We start from the raw sequence: 26,325 nt of genomic DNA on the forward strand, positions 1-26,325 counted from the left end.
TTTTCTTATAAAACAAACTTATATTGTATTTTGTTCATTATAATTGATTTAAATTCCATAGAAATGTGCAGGATAACCATCTAGCAAACAATCCAATCTATTATTATCCATAAATATATTATTCATATATGAATAATCATTCGCACCGTATTTCAGACGCAGTGTAGTATAATTGGCATCATACCAATCCCAAAGAAACGAATATGAAGATTCCTGACGAAATCCGCGATTATCTATAGTCAGAATATAATCTTCCCCAGTATTATTGTCATAAAAGCGTAACTCCTGACGATGAAAATCGCCATTATTGTCAGTCCATTCCTCTACCCATGTCCTGCTACATAAATAATATGTGGCTTCTCGGTAATTATTGGTTCCGTTCCCTAATTCTATGCCTATACCTACATACTCACATGATGAGAATAAAATAGGAAATGTGGAGATTAGTGCCGAAAAAGCAATAACCTTACTTAAATTCTTCATGGTTTCCTCCTGTTCTTCTTAACTTCCTGATACAAAAGTACACACATCAATTCACTTACTATAAAGTAAATTCCTATATTTTAAGGGGAATTTCCCTAAATGTAATAGGGATACAAGAAAGGCATTATGACATGCTAATAAAAACAACATATCATAATGCCTTAATGTTATAGAAATTGAATGTAAATATCAGGCCATTGTTCCGCCAACAATATCAAGCAATTCGTTCGTAATAGCCTGCTGACGGCTCTTATTATATACCAAAGTAAGCTCCTGAATCAAATCGTTGGCATTGTCGGTAGCTATCTGCATTGCCATCGTACGGGCAGCATGTTCCGATGCTGCTGCGTCAAGCAATACCGTATAAATCTTCATCCTCAGAACCTTAGGAACAAGTGATTTCATTATAACTTCAGCCGAAGGTTCAATAATATAGTCTGAAGACTGTTCTTTTGCCTCAGAGTTGTCTGTATTGCCAACCTGTCCGTTTACATCAACCGGAAGATATGTTTCATGAGTCAGAATCTGTGATGATGTTGACTTGAAGTGATTATACAGCAAATCTACTTTCTGTATCTCACCTTTCAGGAATTTACTCATGAGTTCAGAAGCCAAATCAGAAGCATCCTGATAATTTGGTTTTCCACTCATGTGCTGATAATCTCCTGCCACTTCCATTCCCATCTTCTTTACTGCCTCAGCAATTTTCCTTCCTACAGGATAAATCAGGATATTCTCCTTTCCTACTTTAGCAGAATACTCGTCAACCAGAGCTGACAAATGTCTGATAACATTTGCATTATATCCGCCACAAAGACTGCTGTTCGAAGCAAAAGCCACTATTGCCACCTTCTTTACCTGTTTGTTGACAGAGAAAGGTGTCTGAACAGAAACGCCGGACGCCAAGAAATCTCTCAGAATTCCATGCAGCTTGTTCTCGTATGGAAGCATATTTTCTATAGCTTCCTGAGCCTTGTGCAGTTTTGCCGACGCCACCATCTTCATGGCCGAAGTAATCTTCAGCGTACCGTTTATAGAGTTTATTCTACTTTTAACTTCTTTCAGCGATGCCATAATATAATTACTGTTTATATTGAACTGCAGTTTCTGCTGCTACCTTTTCTATAATAGCCGTTACAGCATCATTTATCTGTCCGCTGGCCAAAACATCTATCACATCTTCCTTATGGTTCACACGAAGAGTTGAAAGGAATGTATCCTGGAAGCTACGTACCTTGTCAAGTGGAACTTCACGCATCAAACCGTGTGTACCGCAATAAAGGATTGCAATCTGCTCGCCAACCGGCATAGGTGAGTACTGAGGCTGAATAAGCAACTGGTTATTCTTACGTCCACGGTCGATGGCCATAGCTGTAACAGGGTCCATATCGCTGCTGAACTTAGAGAAAGCTTCAAGTTCACGATACTGTGCCTGGTCAATCTTCAGTGTACCGGCAACCTTCTTCATACTCTTGATCTGCGCACTACCACCCACACGTGATACAGAAATACCCACGTTGATAGCAGGACGGAAACCTTGGTTAAAGAGGTCTGTTTCAAGGAATATCTGTCCGTCAGTGATTGAAATCACATTTGTAGGAATATATGCTGATACATCACCAGCCTGAGTTTCAATAATAGGCAATGCTGTGAGCGAACCACCTGCCTTAACTTTTCCTTTCAGGCTTTCAGGCAGGTCATTCATCTGTTCTGCCACTTCCTGTTGGCTTATTATCTTAGCCGCACGTTCAAGCAAACGTGAATGCAGGTAGAAGATATCACCAGGATAAGCCTCACGTCCAGAAGGACGGCGAAGGATAAGTGATACTTCACGATAAGCTACAGCCTGTTTTGACAAGTCATCATATACTACCAATGCATGACGACCGGTATCACGGAAATATTCACCTATAGCTGCACCGGCAAACGGAGCGAAATACTGCATAGCTGCAGGATCAGAGGCTGTAGCTGCAACTACCACTGTATAATCCATAGCACCACGTTCACGGAGTGCATTAACTATACTTGCCACAGTAGAACCTTTCTGTCCTATCGCCACATAAATACAGTAAACCGGATTTCCTGCCTCATAATTAGAGCGCTGATTGATGATTGTATCAATAGCAATAGCTGTCTTTCCTGTCTGACGGTCGCCGATAATCAACTCACGCTGTCCGCGTCCTATAGGGATCATGGCATCAATAGCCTTCAGACCAGTCTGCAACGGTTCTGTTACAGGCTGACGGAAAATAACTCCCGGAGCCTTACGTTCAAGCGGCATCTCGAATGTCTCTCCAAGTATGTCGCCACGTCCATCCAATGGAACACCTAGAGGGTCTATTACACGTCCCAACATACCCTCACCCACATTGATGGAAGCGATGTGTTTGGTACGTTTCACTATCATTCCCTCCTTAATCTGGTCAGTAGGACCAAGCAGGACTGCACCCACATTGTCCTCTTCCAGATTCATTACCGTACCCATGATACCGTTCTCGAATTTAAGCAACTCGTTAGCTTCAGCATTACGCAAGCCATATATACGAGCCACACCATCACTCACCTGCAACACGGTACCTACCTCATCAAATTTAAGCGAGGTATCTATACCTTCAAGTTGCTGGAGCAATACTTCCGAGACTTCGCTGGGTTTTATAGTATTATCTGCCATTCTTAGTCAATTCAAATAATTAAACTATTCTTCTGTTCTTCTCAATAAACTGACGCTTAACTTTTTTAAGCTGGTAATCGACGCTGGCATCAAGACGATATCCATCTATTTCCATAATGTAACCGCCTATAATAGAAGGATCTATCTTAGAAGTTATTTCTATCTTAGAATTAGTTTTCTGGCTACCAATTTTTTCAAGATGCTTTACCAATTCCGGAACTTCGATTGCAGTTGTCAGTTTACCCATCAATATATGCTTCCTTTCCCTATACAGGTCAATATACGACCATGTCATGAATTGCAAGAATTTCTCTCTCTTACCATTAAGTACCAGCAAGAGGAAACGTTTCATTTCTTCAGTGACATCTTTACCTCCCGCTGCCTCAACAAGTAAATTCAATTTTTCTTGTTTCGTAACAACCGGATTATCAATAGTCCTTCTCAAATCAGGAACATTAGCAAAATGTCTGGCCAGCGTTTTTACCTCTTCATATATCTTGTCTTCATTGCCTCTGTCCATTGCAAAGTCCAACAAAGCCTTGGCATAACGCCTTGAAACAACTCCTGTATTCATACTAGGTTATTTAGAAGATTCAACCATTTCGTCCACCAACCGACTGATAAGTTCAGTCTGTTCCTTCTCATCGGCCAATTTTGTACGCATTACTTTTTCAGCAATACCTACAGAGAGTAAAGCCACCTGACGCCGGATATCGCGGATTGCACTTTCTTTTTCGGTTTCAATCTGCTTTTTCATTTCCTCCATCAAACGGTCACCTTCCAGACGAGCCTTTTCCTGAGCTTCTCTAATGATACGGTCACGCGTTTCTGTTGCCGATTTCAGGATTCGGGCTTGCTCCTCATGGGCCTGAGCCAGGATTTTCTCGCCTTCAATCTTCACGTTTGCCAATTGTTCGTTAGCTTCACGTGCAGCTTTAAGCGAGTTGTCAATATACGCTTTCCGATCGTCAACCATTTTGATGATAACAGGGAATCCGAATTTTGCCAACAAAAAGAAGACAATACCGAATACTACTACCATCCAAAACAGTAACCCCGGATCCGGAGTCAATAATCCCATACGCTGATTATTATAGGAACAATGTCAAAAGACAAACGATAATTGCGATAATAGCTACACCTTCAACAAGTGCTGCAATGATAATCATATTAGTACGAATATCACCTGATGCTTCTGGCTGACGAGCAATTGCTTCCATAGCTGAACCACCGATTTTACCAATACCAATACCTGCACCGATTACTGCAATAGCTGCACCAAGAGCAGCACCCAATTTACCTAAACCTGCACCTGCGGCAGCCTGTAATAAAATTGAAAGTAACATAATTATAAGTTTTTAAGTTTGTTATTTTTTAATTTATAAAGTAATAATTCTACTACGGCAATTTTGTCGTACATTTTCATCACTATTTTTTGTTAGTTTAATTTTCTTCTTTTTCCTTTACCTTGGAAAGACCGATAAATACGGCTGAAAGCATAGTAAACACATAAGCCTGAATGAAAGCTACCAGAAGTTCAAGAGCAGTCATGAATATACCAAAGGCCACTGACACAAAAGTCATTGTTCCATTCAATAACGGACCAATCTTCACTGTTATGAAAATTATGGACAGCAAACTGAGAATAGCTGCGTGGCCTGCCATTATATTGGCAAAAAGACGAATCATAAGAGCGAAAGGCTTAGTGAACAGGCCAAAGAATTCTATCACCGGCATCATAGGTATAGGAGCCTTAAGCCATACCGGTACATCAGGCCAAAATATATCTTTCCAATATTCTTTGGTTGCAAAAGCATTCGTAAAAAAGAAAGTCAGCAAAGCCAGCACGAGTGTAATAGCTATATTACCTGTTACATTGGCACCTCCAGGAAATATTGGAATAAGTCCCATCAGGTTATTGACCAATATAAAGAAAAATGCAGTCAGCAGATACGGTGCATAACGTTCATAACCAGGACCTATACCTTCCTTGATTACATCATTATAAATCATTAGCACCATCGATTCTACCATACCTACACCACCTCTTGGCGCACCGTTCTCTACAGGATGTTTTTTATACCATCTAGCACATCCAAGAACTATCCACACCAGAATAGTGCTGTTTATTATAAGTCCAACAACATTCTTTGTTATGGACATGTCCCATGGACGAACTTCCTCGCCTGAAGAATTACGCTCTACTATCTTTCCGTCGTATGTTCCACCTTCGGCAATATAAAGTCCTTCATACTCACCATCTTCAAGTTTCTCAGATGAGAATACATGCCATCCGGTACTGCTTTTCACTATTACCGGCAATGGTATTGTGATATGAGTATCCCCTATGCTGAGAATATGCCAAGAGTAGGCATCGTTGATATGTCCGAACACCAGTTCATTGACATCCACTTCACCACCTTCATTAGAAGTCTCGGCAGATGCGAAACCCGATGTAAAAACCATCAGTAACACCAAAGTCCATATATAACGTACTTTTTTCATTGTTTCTGTTTTAGTTTTTTCTTCTTTATAAGTCTCAGTTCGATATTAGTAAAATATACAGTTTCGAATATCAGAAAAGAAATATAGAATACCAGAAAGGTTGCAAAAAAAGCCACAATTTCATGCTGTACCGCATAACAGTATATAGAAACTATCAGCACACTGACAAGAAACTTTGTTCCTTTGCAAACCAGAAACAGTGGAACCATCTTATCTTCTCCCAACCGATAAGCCAGAGAAAACATGTTGATGTAGAACAGACCAAAGAGGTAAAAGAACACAGGAATGGCAGGAAACCATGGAAAATACCTGTCTGGTATAAACAAATGGTAAATCAAACCTATCACAACAGACAATATCAAAGTCAATATTGTCATTTTTTTTATAAATATCCTCTTTGCCTTGAGCAAAAACATGTTTTTCAGATTTTTCGGTTTATAATTCTACGCACACTGAGACCAAATTATCTTTAACCTCAACGAATCCTCCTGTAATTTTCAATCTTTGCGTATCTCTCTGCACCCTGTAATGTGCCTCGCCACACTGATAGACCACTTCACCATCCTTTAACGAAGATATTATCGGAGCGTGGTTTACAAGCACCTGAAACTTTCCCAGTTCACCCGGAAGTTCCACCCAGTTGACAGGACCATCGAAGAGAGTACGCTCCGGTGAAATAATCACCAGATGCAAATTCTTCCTGTCCATAGGCGTTATGCTTTAGCAGCCTCAAGCAGTTTCTTTCCTTTCTCTATGGCATCTTCGATAGTTCCTACATTAAGGAATGCCTGTTCCGGCAAGTAGTCAACTTCACCGTCAAGAATCATCTTGAATCCCTTGATTGTATCTTCTATTGAAACCATAGCACCAGGAACACCTGTAAATTGTTCTGCCACGGCAAACGGTTGTGAAAGGAATCTCTGTACCCTACGAGCACGGTTCACAGTCAGACGGTCCTCGTCAGAAAGTTCATCCATACCAAGAATAGAGATAATATCCTGAAGTTCCTTGTTACGCTGAAGAATCTGTTTAACCCTCTGTGCAGTCTCGTAATGCTCCTTACCCACAATCAGCGGATCAAGGATACGCGATGTAGAATCCAGTGGGTCAACTGCAGGATAGATACCAAGCTCGGCAATCTTACGGCTCAACACTGTAGTAGCGTCAAGGTGAGTAAATGTAGTAGCCGGAGCAGGGTCTGTCAAGTCATCGGCAGGCACATATACAGCCTGAACTGATGTGATGGAACCATCCTTGGTAGAAGTGATACGTTCCTGCATCTTACCCATTTCAGTAGCCAGAGTAGGCTGGTAACCTACAGCCGAAGGCATACGTCCTAAAAGCGCAGAAACCTCAGAACCTGCCTGAGTAAAACGGAATATATTATCGATAAAGAACAATATGTCCTTAGGGCTGTTTTCTTCAGTCTTGCGGTCACGGAAAGATTCGGCAAGTGTCAATCCTGACAGAGCTACAGACTGACGTGCGCCAGGAGGTTCGTTCATCTGTCCGAACACCATCGCAACCTGCGATTTCTCTACTTCCTTATAGTCAACTTTCGACAAATCCCAGTAGCCTTCATCCATACTCTTCTGGAATTCCTCACCATAGCGGATAACGCCTGATTCAATCATTTCCCTAAGCAAGTCGTTACCTTCACGAGTACGTTCACCCACACCGGCAAAGACAGAGAAACCATTGTGTTTCTTTGCAATATTGTTAATCAACTCCTTGATGAGCACAGTCTTACCTACACCTGCACCACCAAACAATCCGATTTTACCACCTTTCAGATATGGTTCCAAAAGGTCAATAACCTTAATACCTGTAAATAAAACCTCCTGAGTTGTTGCCAAATCCTCAAAACGTGGAGGCTCGCGGTGTATAGGGAAACCGTCCTTCTTGTCCAGTTCGGACATTCCGTCTATTGTCTCTCCCACTACGTTCATCACACGTCCTCTGATCTGTGCTCCCACCGGCATGGTTATAGGCTGTCCGGTAGGTACAACTTCCATTCCGCGTTTTAGTCCGTCTGTACTGTCCATAGCTACTGTACGTACAGTATCCTCGCCTATATGCTGCTGTACCTCAATAACCAATGTACGACCATCCTTGCGGACTACAGTCATTGCATCGTGTATTTTCGGCAGTGCAACTTCGGCATCCAATCCCTCCAGATCGAAGTGAACATCCACAACCGGACCAATTACCTGCGAAATATGTCCAACGATTTTTGACATAAACTAATCTGTTAAATAATTATCTAAATTGTATATCGCAAATTTAATATATTATCCAGTAAAGATGTACCATAATGTAACATTTTTTAGCCGTTAAACAATGTTATAGGACATAATAAGAGAAATATTTCCCAATACCATTTACATATTATCACACCACATAAAGACTTTTTATACTTTATATTATAGCATTGACTTTTCTTCTTATTGCAATTATGTTATATGCGGACACAAACAGGAACAATATAACTCCTACCATACATGAAACAACTATTCCACCGTCATCAATACCTTGTATCATATCAGACAACACACCGGAATACATTCCTCTTATTACAATCAATAAAAACACGGCTATGACCAGCACCGCAAAGTTTATCGCAACCGTTAGTATCTGATATGGCATCGAAACACGTGATGCACTGTATCCCATAAGAATTAGATTCTCCAATTTATCAGTGTTTTTCTGTAAAAGCAGATATATGCTCAACAATAATATATAGAATGACAGCGCACTTATTACAAGTCCTATTGCCATGACTATTCCTACAGCCATCTTGAGAAACCATGTAATTTTTCCTGCATCCAGTTTATTATCCTCAGTTTCATATCCGTTATCTCCGAAAAAACGTGCTATTCTTTCATCAGCAGGATTATCCACTTCTATGATTATTCTTGAAGGCTTCAGTTCATTGCTTCCGCCATATTTATGATTTGCCAGATTCATAAACGATTCCGGAACGAGAATTGTATTCAGTCGGTTGGAAAATCCCACTATACGACCTTTCTTCATTTCACTCATTCCATTGCCGGAAATGTATAAATCCAGCGATACCATACCTATCATTCCTTCAGACAACTGTGGAAGATTTCTGCTTCTGGCAAAACCGAAATTGTACAGGTTAAGATAGTTTTTGGGAATTATTATCGGGATTTCCTTTTGTCCTTCTACATATTTCCAGTCATCTGCCTTCACATCCACAAAATTGTCGGGAACAGATTCAAGAAACATTGCCGTGCTCATATTCATTCCTCCGAAAGATACTCCGGCAGAAACCTTGAATTGTGCAGGTTGGAATTCTCCTACTTCCACCGTGAAAGGCTGCGACTTGATATCTTCCACCTCACGCGAAGAAAAAGCAGAGCTTTTCCCTGACAGACTTCCGATAGTACTTACTTTCTTTGTGACAACTACATAATCTTTTTTTATGAAGCTATCCTCTTCCTCAAACACAGGCGACACGTCACTATAGAACTGAACGCCAAGCATCACAATAACCATACCGCACAGATTGGCAATAAAAAATCCGGCCAATTGTGACACGCTTATATGTTGTCTTAATAATTTCCAAAGCATATTCCTATCTACTTAAAGTTTTATTTCCTCACTATAATTCATCTGTAAACGGCGACCGATGGATGTCACTATCACTCCTACCCCTCTCTCCTTTATTTCATTTTCAATAATCGAAGCCATAATTTCGCCATTTGCATTGTCCAAATGACTGACTGGCTCATCCAGGAAAAGGAAGTCTGAAGGCTGACACAACATCCTTATAAACGCTACTCTCTGCTGCTGCCCAAACGACATCCTGCCTATAGGTTCCGACCATTTATTGTCAATGCCCAACATTTCAAACCATTGTCTGATTTGTTTTTCTTCTCTAAACGCAGTAAGGTTATTTTTCAGTATGACATTTTCTCCGGCCGTAAGTTCAGGAAAGAGCCTGAGTTCCTGAAACATCAAACCTATGTTATTTTGTCTCATGGAAGTCCAATCTTTGCCGGAGAATGTTCTGATATCCGTTTCGTCAAAACATATTTTCCCCTCATAATCTTTCCTGTATCCGTATATAAAACTGATAAGCGACGATTTTCCTGTACCGGATGCAGCTTCAATCAGATAAGACTTTTTTTTCTGAAAAACAACATCTCTTCTCCAGATACCGGAATCCATCTTTTCTACAGACGAGAATATAGAAGGTACGATATTATTCAAACATATTTTTTCCACCTTATATCACTTTATTAAATTCTATGGGTACACATGCAGACGACAAATCTTACATTATCTATAATTCAGCAATGTAGCCAATGGATTTTTATTGTTATCTTTCATCAATATCTCAATATGCACATTTTCTCCATCGGCAGATTCCACTGTAAGACAATCAAGTCCACCGAAGAAAGCCAATGCAGAAGCCATAGTTCCCTTGAGATGCTTCAAGTCAAAAATACGATTTAACGACGTCAAATCAGAAACCATAAAGAACTTCTGACCGGCTACCCTGTCACCCCATTTGCGATTTCTCAACGAGAGTCCCAACACACGCCTGTCAATCAATGACTCCTTGTTGGTTACATATAATTTCCCGTCCTTCACTCCTATCCATAATGATAAAGGACCGGAAGACAGTCCTACAAGACTTCCGTCAACAGTCTTGAATTCATATCCTTTGTCACCATAATTTTTCAGAACTACCTGCCCTCCTGAAAGCAGAGCCATAGCTTTAAGTCGCTCAAAGGACTCCATAAAAGAATCAGAATTCACATCTGCATATGCTATGAATTCTCTTCCGTCAGTACCGGACATAGCCAAAGCCACATCTCCGCTTATCGCATTGAAAATCGAACGAAAATCCAAAGGTATCATGGAGTTGTCAAAATATCTTCTCATAGCCGGATTTTCGCACAAGAAATCATAGAATTCGCCTCCTTTAATATTTGCCGTTGCCCAAAAAGGAGTACTCGACGGGAACATATCAAGGTAATTGCCTTTTATACTTGAAGTCACCTGCTGTTTCTTCTCAAGGATATTTTTCATCACTTTATCGTCAATCATTGTCTCTATATCAACAACAGTTTTTCCCTGCTGAAAATCAACCACCGACAAAGCTTTTACATCTTTCAGCTTCAGTTCGGCAGAAACTCCCATTGTCAACGGATATACAGCCTCCTGAGGCAAGAGTTCAAGCGATGTCCACATCACTATATCACCATTCTTGCTCTCGATAGATGTAAAATCTTCTGATGCGGAAAATCCTTCACCGTCTTTCTGTCTCAACCACATTGAAGCCTGACGCACCAACGATTCAGGGTCTGACCCCTTATTGTCAGCAACAAGAATAAAAGCACTTTTACTATACGCCAGAAGCCAGTCTCCAACTATAGTCCACCTGCATCCGTCTGCCTCTTTCACCGACAAACACAACTGCTGCTTTTTGAGAACATCAAGAAGTTTTTCCAATTTATCCCTGTCGGTAACCTTTACAAGCAAGCCACCCATTTTTGCCTGTTCACCGGCAAATAAGTAAATCTTATCCTTTAGACCTAATCCACTCTCCGTGCCATCATCAAAGATCTTTTCTATCAAAGCATCCGATCCTGTCAATCCGCTCTTAACCATATTTTCCAGCTTGTCAAGAAGAGGTTTGTCAACTTTTTCACCACTGAGCCCCATCTTCTCCGACATGGAATTCAAATCAACAGCCACAACTGCCGCCGATTTTGACGGGATGGCATTTCTATAATCAGAACCTTTATCACATGCCGACATAATAAATGCCAGTACAAGAATATATATAAATCTTAGTTTCATACCTTTATCCGATTATACATTATTATTCAGCGTTCAACAGATTCATAGTATGAACGGCAACCAATGCCGCCGTTTCAGTACGCAAACGCGACTTTCCCAAACTTACAGGCTTAAAACCTTTCCTGATGGCTGTTTCCACTTCCTCTACACTGAAATCACCTTCAGGACCGATCAGCACCAAAACATCATTTCCTGGCACTATTGCATCTTTCAACAATGTTTTTTCACCCTCATTGCAATGAGCAATAAACTTATCGCCCTTGAAGTCCATATTCATGAACTTTTCAAAATCAGTCATTTCATTTATCACCGGCTTACGGGCTTTCAAAGACTGTTTTACTGCAGATACGACAATTTTCTCAATTCTTTCTGTCTTAATAACCTTACGTTCGGAATACCTGCAATTAAGGAAAGTAATCTCGTCAAGACCTATTTCCGTAGCTTTCTCGGCAAACCATTCTATTCTGTCCATCATTTTGGTGGGAGCCATAGCTATATGCAGATGACCTTTCCATAATGGTTCTTGGAATATTTTTTCTTTAATACTTACTTGGCATCTCTTTGAAGTGGCAGCACTTATCACTGCCTTATAGAAATACCCTTTTCCATCGGTAAGTAGAATTTCATCTCCAATGTTCAAACGTAAAACTCTCACACAATGTCCTGCTTCTTCTGCAGGCAATTCCGGATCTGTAAGAATGTCAGGTGTATAAAATACGTGCATAATAATAAACTTGATATAAAAACGAACAAATGTAGCTATTTTTTCCGACACATCTGATGCTACATACGTCTAAATTAAAACGACATGTCATTTAACAAAGATAAACAAATAGAAATAATACATTATATCATCCCAAAAAGATTTTTTATATACATTTGCTGATAATAACAAGAAAAACAAACACACATGAAAAAATTACTATTAATTATGCTGGCGATTATGCCATTTTTCGCTATTGCCAAAGACAATAAAAAAAATGACAATTCGAATCCAAAATATTTGGAAGGTGCAATAACTTTCAAAGATGACAAGATAACATTCGAGGATGAAATAAAAGTCCCGACAATGACAAAAGATGAACTATACAAATCAATGCTCGAATGGGCCGAGAAAAGATTTGTATCCGATAATAAACTAACAAGCCGTGTAGTATATACAAATGAGGAAAACGGTGAAATTGTAGCATCGGCAGAGGAATACATCGTATTCAGTTCTTCGGCATTGTCATTAGACAGAACAAGAATCTACTATCATTTCTACATTCAGGTGGAGAATGGTACATGCCATCTCACAATGAGCCGTATCAGATATTGGTATGACGAAAACAGAGACGGAGGTGAACGCTATTCTGCCGAAGAATGGATTACAGACGATATGGCACTGAACAAGAAAAAAACAAAACTGGCACCTATCTGTGGAAAATTCAGACGTGAGACTATAGATTTGAAAGATGAGCTGTTCAGCTCAGCAAGAGAAAGTCTGGGACAAAAGCTTATTGACAATCCTACAACAACTCCTGTACAGTCTCCTGCCAATACATCAGGAAAAGTTTCCGTATCACAATTACCGGGAAACCTCAACGATATAGCTGCCAAAGGTAGAATTACAATAACATCCGGAAATAAAGAAACCGAAGTGTCACATCAGTCATGGGGAGGCTTCGGAAAACTGTTCAACAAAGACGTTGCATATATCCTCATAGACAAGAAGAATTCCGAGATATGTAAAAATATGGAAGAAAACTCAGAGTATAAGATTTCATTCTATGTAGGAAAATCAATAGATGCTGCAATCATCATAGAATGTAAGAAGACCATGACACAAAATATGTCTTCAGAAGAACTTAAATCTCTAAATCAGAACATCGACACTTCTAAAGAATATATAATGTATATATGCGAAGTGACATCAGCTGAAATAAACAACCTGTAAATCATATACATAATAAAATCATCAAAGCCAACCTCCGACGGTTGGCTTTTTTCATATAAAAAAGTTATATTCTGTTCAAATACATCACCTAACAATAACAATATTACAAAAAAACATATAACTTTACCCACAGTTTTAATGTATGAAATACACTATATAAACATAAACTCTTAATATCTTATGAAAAATAGAAAAACATGGCGTTTCTTCGCATTGGCCGGCTGCGGAATCCTCTTGTTCTCATGCCAGGAACCGGCCTACAAAAACACTTCATTATCGCCCGAAGAAAGGGCTGAAGACATTATCAGCAGATTAAATCTGGAAGAAAAAGTATCGTTAATGCAAATGAACTCACCTGCCATTCCACGACTTGGAATAAAGAAATACGACTGGTGGAACGAAGCATTACACGGTGTAGGAAGAGCCGGAACAGCAACTGTATTTCCACAATGTATAGGTATGGCTGCATCATTTGATGATGAGTTATTATACGATGTATTCACAGCCGTTTCCGATGAAGCCAGAGCCAAGAATACAGAATTTTCCAAATCCGGAGACTTGCAAAGATATCAGGGACTTACTTTTTGGACTCCTAACGTAAACATCTTCAGAGACCCGCGTTGGGGAAGAGGTCAGGAAACCTATGGTGAAGACCCGTATCTGGCAGGAAGAATGGGTATCAGCGTAGTAAAAGGATTACAGGGACCTGACTCCACAAAATACGACAAGCTGCACGCATGTGCAAAACACTATGCAGTACACAGCGGACCGGAATGGAACAGACATGTGTTCAATGCCGAAAATATTGATCCTCGCGACTTATGGGAAACTTACCTTCCGGCATTCAAGGATCTGGTGACAAAAGCCGGAGTAAAAGAAGTGATGTGTGCCTACAACAGATACGAAGGCGAACCATGCTGTGGAAGTACAAGGCTTTTGCAGCAGATTTTGCGCGATGAATGGGGATTTAAAGGTATCGTTCTGTCCGACTGTTGGGCTATAGCCGATTTTTATACTGAAGGACATCATAACACTGAACCTGACGCTGAGCATGCGAGTGCAAAAGCTGTACATTCAGGAACAGACCTGGAATGTGGCGAGAGCTACGGTTCGCTGGTTGACGCCGTAAAACAAGGATTGATAAAGGAAGAGACTCTCGACAATTCATTGAAACGCCTTATGACAGCACGTTTCGAGCTTGGCGAAATGGACGAAAATGTATCATGGAAAGAAATCCCTTACAGCGTTGTAGATTGCAAAGAACATAAAGACCTTGCATTGAAAATGGCTGAGGAATCACTTGTCCTACTTCAAAACAAGAACAACATACTCCCATTAAACAGGAATATGAAGATAGCGGTTATCGGTCCTAACGCTAATGATTCTGTAATGCAGTGGGGTAACTATAATGGATTTCCAAGCAAGACTATAACATTGCTTGAAGGACTGAAAGAAATCATTCCCGAATCACAGATTATATACGAACAGGGATGTGACCACACTTCTGAAGTATCTTTGCAAAGTCTGTTCGATTTGTGCAGTGCCGATGGCGAAAAAGGATTCAAGGCTTTGTATTGGAACAAGATGAAGCAGGAAGGCGATCCTGACGTTACCGCTCATGTAGGTACTCCTTTCCATTTCACCACAGCCGGTGCCACAGTATTTGCTCCTGGCGTAAACCTCGGAAATTTCTCGGCAAGATATGAATCGGAACTGAAACCGGTAAAAGATGAGACTATAGCATTCAGCTTCCAGACTCAGGGATATATCAGATTATATATAGACGGAAAAGAAGTTGCATCGGGACTAAACGTTAAGAACTCGCATGCTTACGAGATGAACGTCGAAAAAGGAAAAACATATGACATAAAGGTTGATTATGTTGCTACAGAAGGAAACTGTGCGACACTGAATTTCGATTTCGGACGCGAAGTTCCATTAAACCTTTCTTCAACCGTAAACAAAGTAAAAGATGCAGATGTAGTTATATTTGCAGGTGGTATTTCACCTCAGCTTGAAGGCGAGGAAATGCCTATCAGAATACCAGGATTTAACGGTGGAGACAGAGAAAGTATAGAACTGCCAGCAATACAGACCAAGTTGCTTGCCGCACTGAAAAAAGCCGGAAAGAAAATCGTTATGGTCAACTTCTCAGGCTCGGCTATGGCACTTACAAAAGAAGCACAGCTGTGCGACGCTATCCTTCAGGCATGGTATCCAGGACAGGCTGGAGGTAGAGCTGTAGCGGCAACTCTTATGGGTGACTATAATCCTGCCGGAAGACTTCCGCTCACTTTCTACAAGAGCACAAGCCAATTGCCTGACTTCGAAGATTACTCACTGAAAGGACGTACATACAGATATTTCACAGACGAACCGTTATTCCCGTTCGGCCACGGTCTTAGTTATACATCTTTCAAATATGGAGACGCAACTTTAAGTTCTCAAACTATAAAGGCTGATGAAACACTTTCGCTTGAAATTCCTGTAAGCAATGTAGGCAAACGCGACGGAGAAGAAGTTGTTCAGGTTTATTTGCGCCGTCCGGACGACAAAGAAGGCCCTATTTTGACTTTAAGAGAATTCAAACGTGTAAATATAGGTCAGGGAGAGACAAGCAATGTGAAATTCCAACTTACTCCTGAAAGCTTTGAATGGTTTGACACAAACAGCAATACTATGCATACACTTGAAGGTGAATACGAAATCCTTTATGGTGGAACATCAGACATCAAGAAGCTGAAATCGGCTAAGGTTACGATAGCCGAATAATCTACATACAGTATAAAAACAAATCAGGCTGCCCTCATGGACAGCCTGATTTGTTTTTATATATAAGAAAGTTCTATCACCTCTTAGGAATATCTACCGATTTTTCACTTTGTCCCTTCAGATGCTCTGAAAAATAATCTACAAGTCTCCAGTAGAAATATTCATTCATATCTCCAAAAGCATGACGTTGTCCCGGAAGATATAGCATATCGAAACGCTTGCCTGCCCTGATAAGCGCATTTACCACGCGTGTAGTATTTGCCGGATGAACATTGTTGTCTATGTCGCCGTGAACCAGCAAAAGATGACCTTTCAATTGCTTTACTATCTCAGGGTTAGTAGCTATCTTATATACGAATGTAGTATCACCTTTTTCAGAAACAGTTTCTTTCACTCCATGGTGTGTTTCACTCCACCAGCGGTTATAGATACGGTTATCATGGTTTCCTGCGCATGAGACTGCAGCCTTGTAGAAATCAGGATACTGGCATATTGCGGCTGTTGACATAAAACCGCCACCGGAATGACCGTGAATACCTACCTTATTTATATCTATATATTTATATCGTGCAGCCAGCTGCTCAACCGCTGCCTTGTGGTCTGCCAAAGGATAATCGCGCATATTGCCGTAACCATAATTGTGATACCACTTCGAACGGCTTGGATGTCCTCCTCTCTGACCTACAGAAATGACGATAAATCCAGCCTGAGCCAAACGGTCGGTACGGATACTCATGCGTGTAAACGGATAATATACAGCCTCAACCTGAGGTCCCGGATATACATAGTCTATGATAGGATATACCTTTGTTGAATCAAAGTCATATGGTTTGTACATCACTCCATAAAGGTCTGTCACACCATCGGCAGCCTTAACCTTGAAAAGTTCAGGGAACTTATATCCCGCAGCCTTAAGGTTTGAGAAATCACTTTCCTGAATAGTCATCACCTTGTTTCCGTTTCTGTCAATCAGGTCTGCACACGGCACCGTGTTTACACGCGAGAAATTATCTACCGCAAACTGTGCATCGTCCGACAATGAAATCTGATGGAAGTAATCTCCTTTTGTCAGTCTTGTAAGCCCGCTTCCGTTTACATTTACCTTATACAGATGTTCGTAATAAGGGTTCTCATCCTTTTCCTTACCGTTTGCCAGGAAATATACGGTACGTGTAGCCTCATCTATCTTCAATACCTGCTCCACATGCCATGGTCCTTCGGTAATTCTGTTCTTCAGATTTCCCTTGTCGTCGTATAGATAAAGATGCGCCCAGCCGTCGCGTTCGCTCCACTGTATAAATTCCTTACCTCCGTTCAATACATGTATAGGACGAGTTTCCTGATAAGTATTCATGCGTTCCTTCACTATTGGAACGATGGAATCCTCTCCTACTGTATATGTACACACGTCAATACGGTGAAGATCTCTGCTATATCGTGTAACGAAGAAACGGTTATTGTCACCCTGCCATACCGAAGGACGGAATTCCATGTCTCTCTGTTTCTTTTCCATTGGTTTTTCTTCAAGTCCCAACCACTGGTTCTTCCATGCCGACACTTTAATCTCCTTACGTGTGTTCGATGTCATATCGAATATATAGAGATGTTCTTCCGGTGCCTCCATTTCCCCCGGCATCTGATACTTGTATGTCTCAAGTGTAGGGCGAGGTTCAGCTATGGAATTTATTACCCACAAAGGCTTGACAGCCCTGTCATCCGAAACTATAGTAACAAAATGCTTTGAATCGGGCGACCAGCAGCCCCATGCTCTACGGCGCTTGCCATTACATAGAGTGTCTGTATTCAGTATGCTGTAAGGAATACCATAGCCGAAATCAGGCATACCGTCTGTGGTAAGCTGAATTTCTACTATTGTACTGTCTTTCTCATCCTTCTGAGCCTTACGGTAGTCGGCAATGCTCATACGATACAGGTTGCAGTCCTTGGCATACACCACAGACTGTCCGTCGGGTGAAACAGACGCCCAGCCTAGTTTCTTAGGTTCTTTTTCCTTATCTGCAAGGTGAGTCAGTTTCTTTGAAGGAAAATCATACGAAAAATAGAAAACCTTCTTTTCGGTTTTATTGTCCTTATCATTTTTTTCATCCTGCGATGACACTACTTCGAAAGTAAAAGTACGTCCGTCAGCTTCAGCCTTAAGATTCTTAACAGGAAGCTGTCTTGCCTCAAACGGGTCTTTCACTATTTCAGTGAGTTGTGCTGCCAGCTTATCACGGTCGAACAACAGTTCCTTCTTCTTTTGCGATGGGTTTACCACATACCAGAACTTACCTTCGGAAGTCTTATATTCATACCAGAAGCCGTTTCCATTCTGAAACCAGTGAGGATCGACCATGGTAGAAAACAACATGTTTTTAAGCTTACTTTCGGTAAACTTTTCAGCCTGCAGATATTCCGGAAGTCTTTCCTGGGCCTTGCCCAATGTAGCAGAAAGCATCATACTTCCCAATATTGCAGAAAACAAAATTCTCTTCATATTTCGATATTTAATTATAACAAGAATCTAAGTACGTCATTGAAGTTTGCCCAGATAAGCAATGCAAAAAGCAGGAACATACCAACCATCTGAGCATGTTCCAGGAACTTGTCGCTAGGCTTGCGGCGGGCCACAATCTCATAGATAAGGAAGAGCACATGTCCACCGTCGAGTGCAGGAATAGGCAGAATGTTCATAAATGCCAATATAATAGACAGGAATGCTGTCATTGACCAGAAACGTTGCCAGTCCCAAACCTTAGGGAAGATGCTTCCGATAGTACCGAAACCACCCACACTCTTGGCTCCTTCCTTAGTGAATACATATTTAAGGTCGTTCACATACCCTTTCAATGTATTTACACCAAGAGTAACTCCTGCAGGGAATGACTCGAAGAAACCGAATGAACGCACCGTAGGAGTGTAGTTAAGCAGTCCTCCAAAGGCAGCCACTTTGAACTGCTCGTCAGTAGTCACATTTACGGTATCTCTTACTCCCGCACGCGAATACACCAAAGAGAATTCCGCTGTAGTCTTTTCTGCAACTTCAGCCCTAAGTTTCAAATCGGCAATCTGGTTCTGGAAGTCATTCCATGAATTAAGAGTTTTTCCGTTGACAGCTATAAGCGAGTCGCCTTTCTGTATTCCGGCATTTGCAAATCCGCCACCTGCAAGCACTGAATCGACTACATTAGGATGGAATACATCAACAAACATAGGATCCTGCTGTGCCACATCAATAAGGCTCAATTCAGGCATGGCAATATTGACAGTTTCTCCATTACGCAATACAGTCACTTCCTTAGCTTCAACCATACTGCGTATCATATCCATACCGAAACGGTCAAGTTCTTTTCCATCGGCACTGATTAGTATATCACCATCGCGGAAACCTATTTCCTGAGCAGTTTCGTTAAACTTCAACCCATAGCTCATATCCTTGAGTGCGATATATTTGTCACCCCATGTGAACAGAATCATTGAATAGATGAACAAAGCCAGAATGAAGTTCATCATCACACCTCCTATCATCACCAGCAATCTCTGCCATGCAGGTTTTGAACGGAACTCCCAAGGCTGTGCAGGCTGCTTCATCTGCTCGGTATCCATCGATTCGTCTATCATACCTGCAATTTTACAGTATCCGCCTAACGGCAACCATCCTACACCATATTCCGTATCCGAATTCTTAGGCTTGAATTTGAACAAAGAAAACCATGGATCGAAAAATATATAGAATTTCTCAACCCTTATTTTGAATAAACGCGCAAAAAAGAAGTGTCCTCCTTCATGTACTATGACCAGAATAGACAAGCTTAGCACCAATTGAAGGGCACGGATAAAAAATGTCTCCATTGATTTTTCTTACTTTTTTTAATAGGTTATTGACTAAAAGCCCGAATTTATGACAAACTCTGCAGCTATACGGCGTGCTATAGCGTCAGTCTCTACATAATCCTGATATGTAGGGTTACTGATGAAAGCCACCTTATTCATTGTTTTTTCGATTACATCACTCATACCCAGGAAAGATATCTGGTCTTTCAGGAAAGCTGCAACAACCACCTCATTGGCTGCATTCAATATACAAGCCATATTACCTCCACGGTTCATAGCCTCGTATGCAAAAGCAAGGTTTCTGAAACGTTTTGTGTCAGTAGCTTCAAATGTAAGTGTATTGCATTTCATGAAATCAAGACGTTCGCCCGACAGACTCTCGCGTTTAGGATAAGAGAACGCGTATTGTATCGGCAGACGCATGTCTGGTACACCAAGCTGGGCCTTTACCGCACCGTCCTTATATTCCACCATAGAGTGTATGACCGACTGTGGATGAACCACCACCTCAATCTGTTCAGGCTTAACTCCAAAAAGCCATTTGGCCTCTATAACTTCAAATCCTTTATTCATCATAGAAGCAGAATCTATGGTAATCTTTGCTCCCATACTCCAGTTAGGGTGCTTCAAAGCCTGTTCCTTGGTTACTGTTGCCAGTTGTTCCATGCTGAATGTACGGAAAGGCCCTCCTGATGCAGTAAGAATAACCTTACTGATAGGATTATTCATTTCAAGACACTGGAATATTGCCGAGTGTTCAGAGTCAACCGGCAAAATAGGAGTCCTGTACTGCTGTGCAAGTTCTGTTATAAGCTCTCCTGCAACTACCAGTGTTTCTTTATTGGCAAGTGCAATTGTTTTTCCGGCCATTATGGCATTCATGGTCGGTTTCAGACCTGCATAACCCACCATTGCAGTGAGAACTATATTGACCGGTCCCGATTCCACTATCTCACACAATGCTTCAGCTCCAGCATAAACCTTTATAGGCAGGTCAGCCAAAGCATCTTTAAGTTGCTGATACTTATCTTCGTTTGCTATAACTACAGCCTCAGGCTGAAACTTTCTGGCCTGTTCAATAAGTTTTTCTACTTTATTATTAGCTGTCAGAGCATACACTTCGTATAAATCAGGATGTTCCTCTATCACTTGTAAAGCCTGGGTACCAATAGACCCAGTAGAGCCCAAAATTGCTATCTGTTTCTTCATAATCTTAGAAAACTACATATTTTTCCGGATTGATTGGCGTACCCCTGTGCCAAAGTTCAAAGTGAAGATAATGTCCGCTTGGCTTTTCCTTACTTTTTCCCACCAAAGCAATGACATCGCCACCTTTTACCTTATCTCCAGGTTGTTTCATCAATGAACCACAGTGTTTATATATACTGATAAAATTTTGCGAATGCTGGATTTGTATTACGTAACCATCGTCTATTGTATATGCAGCCATGATTACAGTTCCATCCAATACAGCCAGAACGTTTGCATTAGGACCAGTTATCACATCTATCCCGTAATGTTTCTTTTCAGGATCGAAATTCATATCCATAACTCCGTTTACAGGCTTGAAAAACACCAGTCCTGCCACCGCATTCCCTGTATCTATGGCACGCAAATTATACCGTTCCTTCTGTTCATACTGCTGACGGAATTCCTCTTCTTCCTTAGTTCTTTCCATAAGCTGTTCAGCACGCAGATTGGTGAGCGAATCTATCGACTGAACCGTGTCAGCCTTTATTTTTCCACTGAAAATATCCTGTATATTCATTATATACATGTTCTGTTTTTCCAATGCCTGTCTCAATGAATCAGCCCTTAAAGCATTGGCGACAACCATTTCGCGCACCTCACTGTTCATATAACCAGGCAAATAGTTTCTCAGTGGCGTAAATGCGATTATCAACGCAGCAATAATAAATATTACAGTGCAAGCAAATATAAGGACAGAAAGCCCATTCAGTTTGGAAACATGTATTCCTACCACCTCTTCCAACGTATTTTCGTTGATGATAGTCAGTTTATATTTAAACTTAATATTATGCCAAAACGCCTTACGTCCTTTCTTTCTCATGCTCATCAGTTTTTATTATTCCAACAATCCTTCAGGAATATCCACTTTCACACACTTCTTCTTATGGTCAATATCAAGTATGAATTCTTCGTGTGCAGGCAACAGGATCTCGCTTCCGTCTTCCTTTTCAATAACGAACAGTACATTTATAGTAGCGTCATCCACATCAACTATCCTGCCAAGTATTCCATGATTTACATCATTCACTTCGAAGCCCACAAAATAGTTCCACGATGTTACTTCGTCCTGTTCCTCCACATATTTCATAGGGAAAAACACTTCCACATTGGTAAACATTCTGGCCTTTTCTGCCGTATCCACATCCTCAAATTTCACCAAAGCAGAATTATCCGAACGGAAACGATATTCCTCTATAAAAAACGGTACAAGAATCCCGTCCATAAGCAAAATAAGATAATCACAATCCACACGGTCGAATATATCATCAGTGAAAGTAAAGGAAACCTCTCCTTTCACCCCATGAGGTTTGTTTATCACTCCTATTTTATATACTTCTTCTTTTCTAATCATCTGTATTAATTAAATTCTTGTGATACGAGCCCCCAGTGCAGTCAGACGTTGTTCTATATTCTGATATCCACGGTCTATCTGTTCTATATTGTGAATCCGGCTTGTGCCTTCTGCTCCCATGGCAGCAATAAGCAACGCAATTCCGGCACGTATATCCGGCGAAGTCATATTTCCACCTCTCAGACTGAAATTATGGTCATGACCGATAACTACTGCTCTATGCGGATCGCACAATATTATCTGTGCTCCCATGTCTATGAGTTTGTCAACAAAGAACAGCCTGCTTTCAAACATCTTCTGATGTATAAGCACACTACCCTTAGCCTGTGTAGCCACTACCAGCATAACACTAAGCAAGTCAGGAGTAAGTCCAGGCCATGGTGAATCGGCTATAGTCATAATAGATCCGTCTATGAACGACTCTATTTCATAATGTTCCTGCTGGGGCACCAATATGTCATCACCTTTCTGCTCGAGTCTGATACCCAATCTGCGGAAGCTGTCAGGGATTATACCAAGGTTCTCATACGAAACATTCTTAATGGTAATTTCACTTCTGGTCATAGCTGCCATAGCTATGAAACTACCAACCTCAATCATATCAGGCAATACAGTATGAGTGCAACCTTTCAATTCCTTTACACCTTCTATAGTAAGCAGATTTGATGCTATTCCGGAAATCTTTGCTCCCATACGGTTCAGCATCTTGCATAATTGCTGAAGATAAGGTTCACAAGCTGCATTATATATAGTCGTCACTCCCTCGGCAAGTACAGCAGCCATAACAATATTGGCTGTACCCGTCACAGAAGCCTCGTCAAGCAACATGTATGTTCCTTTCAAATTATCTGCAGAAAGCGTATATACCCCACGTTCCGCATCATATTCGAATGAAGCTCCCAGTTTCTGAATACCGATAAAATGTGTATCCAGTCGGCGTCTGCCTATCTTGTCTCCCCCCGGCTTTGAAATCATAGCCTTACCGAAACGCGACAACAGTGGTCCGACAAGCATAACAGAACCTCTCAGTTTGGAACATCTGAGCAAAAACTCCTCACTTTCCAGATATGACAGATTTACGTTATCAGCCTTGAACGAATAAGTGTCAGCATTCAGTTTTGAAACCTTCACCCCCATGTCGCTGATAAGTTGAATCAGATTGTTCACATCCAGTATATTAGGGATATTATGAACCGTAACTTCTTCCGAAGTGAGCAATGTGGCACATAATATCTGCAGAACTTCATTCTTTGCTCCCTGAGGTGTTATCTCTCCATGAAGTTTGTGTCCGCCTTCTATTACAAATGAGCTCATATTCTTAATTATTAAGTCAGTCTGTCATTAGTCATTCCACACGATGACATATGATAACCGACAATTACTTATCATTATTGTTTTTACGCTTCTGCTGATTGTTGTTTGTCTGACGACGGCGTTGCGTAAACACACGATGTTCAAACATTTTCACATCATCTACAGTAATTTTTATTCTACCGTCGGACAACTCACACAGGTCGTCAACAATTCTCTGATTATCGACACCATCCTTATTCCAGTTCTGATAGTCCTTCTTCATCTGGTTGGCAATAAGATTGATGAGCTGTCTTTTCTCTTCACCTTCCTCATATCCTGCAGCAACATTAATCATATCCTGCACAAAACGGCCATAATGCTTATAACGCAATTTTGACTGAGGATAAGGAACCCTGTCAGGCTTCACATGCAGGCTTTCCTTCTTTACAATCTCCACCGGATAATCAATATCAAGCTTAAAATCAGACATAATAGCCAAATGATCCCAAAGTTTCTGATTCAGGTCTGCATTGTCCTTATATTGCGGAAACATTCCGCGCATAATCTTGATTATAGTGTTTGCACATATCTGCCTTTGCTCACGGTCTTTTATCGTAAGCGCATGGTCAACCATGTTCTGCACACTTCGTCCATATTCAGGAAGCGGAAGACGGCGTTGCTGTGTATTGTATTCCATATATTCGTAATAATGTTTATATCAAAGTAGTTTTTTAGGCGTAGAAGCTACAAATTCTTTCAGATAGAAAGGTTCAAAATAAGCTACATCCTTATAATCTTCACAGGCGATAGCCTTTTCTGCCAAAGGGAACATCCATTTTGCCAGCGGATGAATGTCATCAATGAAATGAGCGTTAGTATGAGTAATCTTTTCGCGACATTTCGCAGCACCGTTACCAAAGAAATAAACCGGATGTTCGTCAAGGAATTCCTTATAAGAATTCTCGTCTATTATGTCGGCACTGATTTCACGACAAGCCTTCAAAGAACGGTCGTATATTGCGGCATACACCTCCATACGGCGAGCATCAATCATAGGACACAGCAAAGCATCGTCGGGCAAATCATGATTGAGAAGCACAGGAACACACATCACTTCCAGCGTAGGAATACCTATCAGATGAATATTTCTGCCATAGCAAATACCTTTTGCCATAGAAACTCCTATTCTCAGTCCGGTATATGAACCAGGCCCGCAACTCACTGCCACTGCATCGAGCGGAATAGCATGATTATCAACAAACGACAAAGCCTCATCAACATACACACCAAGCACTGTGGCATGAGATGGTCCGTTAAAATCTTCCTTTGTAAAAATAGAAGCTCCGTCCTGACTTACAGATACGGAACATACTTCTGTAGAAGTCTCAATATGTAAAATACACGACATAGTTTACTTTTAATATATTATTGTCTGCAAATATACACTTTTTATCCCACTCTCTTTCTATAAATTCCTCACTTTTCCTTACTTTTGCAAAAAAATAGAATTTGTTATGATACAATCAATGACCGGTTACGGTAAATCAACAGTTACTTACAACGATAAAAAAATTATCGTAGAGATAAAATCACTAAACAGCAAGGCACTTGACGTATCAGCCAGAATAGCCCCATTGTACAGAGAAAAAGAAATGGAAATCAGAAACATGATTTCCAAAAGTCTTGAACGCGGAAAAGTTGACTTCAGCCTGTGGATAGAAAAGGAAGCTTCGGACGCAGCAACTCCTATCAACGCCGCACTGCTCCAGAATTACTACTCACAAATAAAGAATATATCAGAAACTTGTAATATTCCATTACCTTCCGACTGGTTTGCCACCCTGCTCCGCATGCCCGACGTACTGACAAAGGTTGACATGCAGGTGCTGGAAGACGAGGAATGGGAAGTGGCCAAAGGTGCTGTGGAAGAAGCCATCAATGCACTGGTAAACTTCCGCAAACAGGAAGGAGCAGCTCTTGAAAAGAAATTCAACGAAAAGATTGACAACATCGAACGTCTGCTCGCATCCATCGAACCATTCGAAAAAGAAAGAGTGGCACGCATAAGAGAAAAAATCACCGATGCACTGGAGAAGACAATAAGCGTTGACTATGACAAGAACCGTCTGGAACAGGAACTGATATACTATATCGAAAAGCTTGACATCAACGAAGAGAAACAACGTCTCGCCAACCACCTGAAATACTTCCGCGAAACAATGGCAGGCGGACACGGTCAGGGCAAGAAGCTTGGATTCATAGCTCAGGAAATGGGACGTGAAATCAACACTACAGGCAGCAAGTCAAACCATGCAGAAATGCAAAACATAGTAGTCCAGATGAAAGACGAGCTGGAACAAATCAAGGAACAGGTATTAAACGTAATGTAAT

General features: G+C 40.9%; 25 protein-coding genes. 3 read left to right on the top strand and 22 right to left on the bottom strand.

The genetic code is table 11. The features are described 5' to 3' along the window. Positions 1-48: 48 nt before the first annotated feature. The 14 genes from OCV82_RS12355 to OCV82_RS12420 form a co-directional block, all read right to left on the bottom strand. A complete protein-coding gene (locus OCV82_RS12355) occupies positions 49-483 on the bottom strand; it encodes a hypothetical protein (protein WP_154044665.1) in 435 nt (144 codons plus the stop codon). 189 nt (positions 484-672) lie between these two features. Continuing rightward, the gene (locus OCV82_RS12360; protein ID WP_154044666.1) at positions 673-1,557 is read right to left on the bottom strand and encodes a F0F1 ATP synthase subunit gamma; all 885 of its coding nucleotides are present in this window, start codon (positions 1,555-1,557) and stop codon (positions 673-675) included. Between the two features lie 7 nt (positions 1,558-1,564). Beyond that, positions 1,565-3,154: a F0F1 ATP synthase subunit alpha gene (gene atpA / locus OCV82_RS12365; protein ID WP_154044667.1), complete on the bottom strand. Its 1,590-nt coding sequence runs from the start codon at positions 3,152-3,154 to the stop codon at positions 1,565-1,567. Between the two features lie 19 nt (positions 3,155-3,173). Continuing rightward, complete coding sequence (locus tag OCV82_RS12370) at positions 3,174-3,728, bottom strand: F0F1 ATP synthase subunit delta (protein WP_154044668.1); 555 nt, start codon at positions 3,726-3,728, stop codon at positions 3,174-3,176. 6 nt (positions 3,729-3,734) lie between these two features. Further along, positions 3,735-4,235: a F0F1 ATP synthase subunit B gene (atpF, locus tag OCV82_RS12375; RefSeq protein ID WP_154044669.1), complete on the bottom strand. Its 501-nt coding sequence runs from the start codon at positions 4,233-4,235 to the stop codon at positions 3,735-3,737. 10 nt (positions 4,236-4,245) lie between these two features. After that, positions 4,246-4,500: an ATP synthase F0 subunit C gene (atpE, locus tag OCV82_RS12380; RefSeq protein WP_154044670.1), complete on the bottom strand. Its 255-nt coding sequence runs from the start codon at positions 4,498-4,500 to the stop codon at positions 4,246-4,248. A 97-nt stretch (positions 4,501-4,597) separates the two neighbouring features. Beyond that, entirely contained in the window at positions 4,598-5,659 is a 1,062-nt protein-coding gene (atpB, locus tag OCV82_RS12385; RefSeq protein WP_154044671.1) for a F0F1 ATP synthase subunit A, read from the bottom strand. After that, positions 5,656-6,036: a hypothetical protein gene (locus OCV82_RS12390; RefSeq protein WP_262543644.1), complete on the bottom strand. Its 381-nt coding sequence runs from the start codon at positions 6,034-6,036 to the stop codon at positions 5,656-5,658. The genes atpB and OCV82_RS12390 overlap by 4 nt, the downstream gene beginning before the upstream one ends. Before the next feature lie 58 nt (positions 6,037-6,094). Next, positions 6,095-6,367: a F0F1 ATP synthase subunit epsilon gene (locus OCV82_RS12395; protein WP_154044673.1), complete on the bottom strand. Its 273-nt coding sequence runs from the start codon at positions 6,365-6,367 to the stop codon at positions 6,095-6,097. Positions 6,368-6,372: 5 nt separating this feature from the next. Beyond that, positions 6,373-7,899 carry a F0F1 ATP synthase subunit beta gene (atpD, locus tag OCV82_RS12400; RefSeq protein WP_154044674.1) on the bottom strand — a complete coding sequence of 509 codons (1,527 nt, stop codon included), beginning with the start codon at positions 7,897-7,899 and terminating at the stop codon, positions 6,373-6,375. Positions 7,900-8,077: 178 nt separating this feature from the next. Continuing rightward, positions 8,078-9,256 (bottom strand): ABC transporter permease, encoded by a 1,179-nt coding sequence (locus OCV82_RS12405; protein ID WP_154044675.1) that lies wholly within the window; start codon positions 9,254-9,256, stop codon positions 8,078-8,080. Between the two features lie 12 nt (positions 9,257-9,268). Then, positions 9,269-9,913, bottom strand: coding sequence for an ATP-binding cassette domain-containing protein (locus OCV82_RS12410; RefSeq protein ID WP_394802662.1), 645 nt, complete (start codon positions 9,911-9,913; stop codon positions 9,269-9,271). Positions 9,914-9,967: 54 nt separating this feature from the next. Further along, positions 9,968-11,497: a DUF4836 family protein gene (locus OCV82_RS12415; RefSeq protein ID WP_154044676.1), complete on the bottom strand. Its 1,530-nt coding sequence runs from the start codon at positions 11,495-11,497 to the stop codon at positions 9,968-9,970. Positions 11,498-11,519: 22 nt separating this feature from the next. Beyond that, entirely contained in the window at positions 11,520-12,221 is a 702-nt protein-coding gene (locus OCV82_RS12420; RefSeq protein WP_154044677.1) for a 16S rRNA (uracil(1498)-N(3))-methyltransferase, read from the bottom strand. 186 nt (positions 12,222-12,407) lie between these two features. Between OCV82_RS12420 and OCV82_RS12425 the strand changes: the two genes are divergently transcribed. Both OCV82_RS12425 and xyl3A read left to right on the top strand, forming a co-directional pair. After that, positions 12,408-13,433: a DUF4468 domain-containing protein gene (locus OCV82_RS12425; protein WP_154044678.1), complete on the top strand. Its 1,026-nt coding sequence runs from the start codon at positions 12,408-12,410 to the stop codon at positions 13,431-13,433. A 180-nt stretch (positions 13,434-13,613) separates the two neighbouring features. After that, the gene (gene xyl3A / locus OCV82_RS12430) at positions 13,614-16,205 is read left to right on the top strand and encodes a xylan 1,4-beta-xylosidase (protein ID WP_154044679.1); all 2,592 of its coding nucleotides are present in this window, start codon (positions 13,614-13,616) and stop codon (positions 16,203-16,205) included. Between the two features lie 76 nt (positions 16,206-16,281). On the opposite strand, the gene OCV82_RS12435 is transcribed toward xyl3A, so the two are convergent. The 8 genes from OCV82_RS12435 to tsaB all read right to left on the bottom strand — a co-directional run bounded on the left by OCV82_RS12435 (position 16,282) and on the right by tsaB (position 25,342). After that, a complete protein-coding gene (locus OCV82_RS12435; RefSeq protein WP_154044680.1) occupies positions 16,282-18,702 on the bottom strand; it encodes a S9 family peptidase in 2,421 nt (806 codons plus the stop codon). 14 nt (positions 18,703-18,716) lie between these two features. Next, positions 18,717-20,057 carry an RIP metalloprotease RseP gene (rseP, locus tag OCV82_RS12440; protein WP_154044681.1) on the bottom strand — a complete coding sequence of 447 codons (1,341 nt, stop codon included), beginning with the start codon at positions 20,055-20,057 and terminating at the stop codon, positions 18,717-18,719. Between the two features lie 33 nt (positions 20,058-20,090). Beyond that, positions 20,091-21,248 (bottom strand): 1-deoxy-D-xylulose-5-phosphate reductoisomerase, encoded by a 1,158-nt coding sequence (gene dxr / locus OCV82_RS12445; protein ID WP_154044682.1) that lies wholly within the window; start codon positions 21,246-21,248, stop codon positions 20,091-20,093. 4 nt (positions 21,249-21,252) lie between these two features. Continuing rightward, the gene (locus tag OCV82_RS12450; RefSeq protein WP_154044683.1) at positions 21,253-22,110 is read right to left on the bottom strand and encodes a murein hydrolase activator EnvC family protein; all 858 of its coding nucleotides are present in this window, start codon (positions 22,108-22,110) and stop codon (positions 21,253-21,255) included. Between the two features lie 15 nt (positions 22,111-22,125). Further along, complete coding sequence (rimM, locus tag OCV82_RS12455; protein ID WP_154044684.1) at positions 22,126-22,641, bottom strand: ribosome maturation factor RimM; 516 nt, start codon at positions 22,639-22,641, stop codon at positions 22,126-22,128. A gap of 9 nt (positions 22,642-22,650) precedes the next feature. Beyond that, positions 22,651-23,955, bottom strand: a complete 1,305-nt coding sequence (gene murA, locus OCV82_RS12460; protein ID WP_154044685.1) for a UDP-N-acetylglucosamine 1-carboxyvinyltransferase — start codon at positions 23,953-23,955, stop codon at positions 22,651-22,653. Positions 23,956-24,019: 64 nt separating this feature from the next. Next, positions 24,020-24,631 (bottom strand): DUF4290 domain-containing protein, encoded by a 612-nt coding sequence (locus tag OCV82_RS12465; RefSeq protein WP_154044686.1) that lies wholly within the window; start codon positions 24,629-24,631, stop codon positions 24,020-24,022. A 21-nt stretch (positions 24,632-24,652) separates the two neighbouring features. Beyond that, positions 24,653-25,342, bottom strand: coding sequence for a tRNA (adenosine(37)-N6)-threonylcarbamoyltransferase complex dimerization subunit type 1 TsaB (gene tsaB, locus OCV82_RS12470; protein ID WP_154044687.1), 690 nt, complete (start codon positions 25,340-25,342; stop codon positions 24,653-24,655). 106 nt (positions 25,343-25,448) lie between these two features. Here tsaB and OCV82_RS12475 point away from each other — a divergent pair, with 106 nt between their 5' ends. Beyond that, positions 25,449-26,324 (top strand): YicC/YloC family endoribonuclease, encoded by an 876-nt coding sequence (locus tag OCV82_RS12475; protein WP_154044688.1) that lies wholly within the window; start codon positions 25,449-25,451, stop codon positions 26,322-26,324. The last annotated feature ends 1 nt before the right edge of the window (position 26,325 follow it).

Source organism: Bacteroides cellulolyticus, assembly GCF_025567135.1.
GTDB lineage: Bacteria > Bacteroidota > Bacteroidia > Bacteroidales > Bacteroidaceae > Phocaeicola > Phocaeicola cellulolyticus.

Bases quoted from the DNA above. Each gene is read 5' to 3' on its own strand.
- OCV82_RS12355 (WP_154044665.1), bottom strand. From the start codon at position 483: ATGAAGAATTTAAGTAAGGTTATTGCTTTTTCGGCACTAATCTCCACA.
- OCV82_RS12360 (WP_154044666.1), bottom strand. From the start codon at position 1,557: ATGGCATCGCTGAAAGAAGTTAAAAGTAGAATAAACTCTATAAACGGT.
- atpA (WP_154044667.1), bottom strand. From the start codon at position 3,154: ATGGCAGATAATACTATAAAACCCAGCGAAGTCTCGGAAGTATTGCTC.
- OCV82_RS12370 (WP_154044668.1), bottom strand. From the start codon at position 3,728: ATGAATACAGGAGTTGTTTCAAGGCGTTATGCCAAGGCTTTGTTGGAC.
- atpF (WP_154044669.1), bottom strand. From the start codon at position 4,235: ATGGGATTATTGACTCCGGATCCGGGGTTACTGTTTTGGATGGTAGTA.
- atpE (WP_154044670.1), bottom strand. From the start codon at position 4,500: ATGTTACTTTCAATTTTATTACAGGCTGCCGCAGGTGCAGGTTTAGGT.
- atpB (WP_154044671.1), bottom strand. From the start codon at position 5,659: ATGAAAAAAGTACGTTATATATGGACTTTGGTGTTACTGATGGTTTTT.
- OCV82_RS12390 (WP_262543644.1), bottom strand. From the start codon at position 6,036: ATGACAATATTGACTTTGATATTGTCTGTTGTGATAGGTTTGATTTAC.
- OCV82_RS12395 (WP_154044673.1), bottom strand. From the start codon at position 6,367: ATGGACAGGAAGAATTTGCATCTGGTGATTATTTCACCGGAGCGTACT.
- atpD (WP_154044674.1), bottom strand. From the start codon at position 7,899: ATGTCAAAAATCGTTGGACATATTTCGCAGGTAATTGGTCCGGTTGTG.
- OCV82_RS12405 (WP_154044675.1), bottom strand. From the start codon at position 9,256: ATGCTTTGGAAATTATTAAGACAACATATAAGCGTGTCACAATTGGCC.
- OCV82_RS12415 (WP_154044676.1), bottom strand. From the start codon at position 11,497: ATGAAACTAAGATTTATATATATTCTTGTACTGGCATTTATTATGTCG.
- OCV82_RS12420 (WP_154044677.1), bottom strand. From the start codon at position 12,221: ATGCACGTATTTTATACACCTGACATTCTTACAGATCCGGAATTGCCT.
- OCV82_RS12425 (WP_154044678.1), top strand. From the start codon at position 12,408: ATGAAAAAATTACTATTAATTATGCTGGCGATTATGCCATTTTTCGCT.
- xyl3A (WP_154044679.1), top strand. From the start codon at position 13,614: ATGAAAAATAGAAAAACATGGCGTTTCTTCGCATTGGCCGGCTGCGGA.
- OCV82_RS12435 (WP_154044680.1), bottom strand. From the start codon at position 18,702: ATGAAGAGAATTTTGTTTTCTGCAATATTGGGAAGTATGATGCTTTCT.
- rseP (WP_154044681.1), bottom strand. From the start codon at position 20,057: ATGGAGACATTTTTTATCCGTGCCCTTCAATTGGTGCTAAGCTTGTCT.
- dxr (WP_154044682.1), bottom strand. From the start codon at position 21,248: ATGAAGAAACAGATAGCAATTTTGGGCTCTACTGGGTCTATTGGTACC.
- OCV82_RS12450 (WP_154044683.1), bottom strand. From the start codon at position 22,110: ATGAGAAAGAAAGGACGTAAGGCGTTTTGGCATAATATTAAGTTTAAA.
- rimM (WP_154044684.1), bottom strand. From the start codon at position 22,641: ATGATTAGAAAAGAAGAAGTATATAAAATAGGAGTGATAAACAAACCT.
- murA (WP_154044685.1), bottom strand. From the start codon at position 23,955: ATGAGCTCATTTGTAATAGAAGGCGGACACAAACTTCATGGAGAGATA.
- OCV82_RS12465 (WP_154044686.1), bottom strand. From the start codon at position 24,631: ATGGAATACAATACACAGCAACGCCGTCTTCCGCTTCCTGAATATGGA.
- tsaB (WP_154044687.1), bottom strand. From the start codon at position 25,342: ATGTCGTGTATTTTACATATTGAGACTTCTACAGAAGTATGTTCCGTA.
- OCV82_RS12475 (WP_154044688.1), top strand. From the start codon at position 25,449: ATGATACAATCAATGACCGGTTACGGTAAATCAACAGTTACTTACAAC.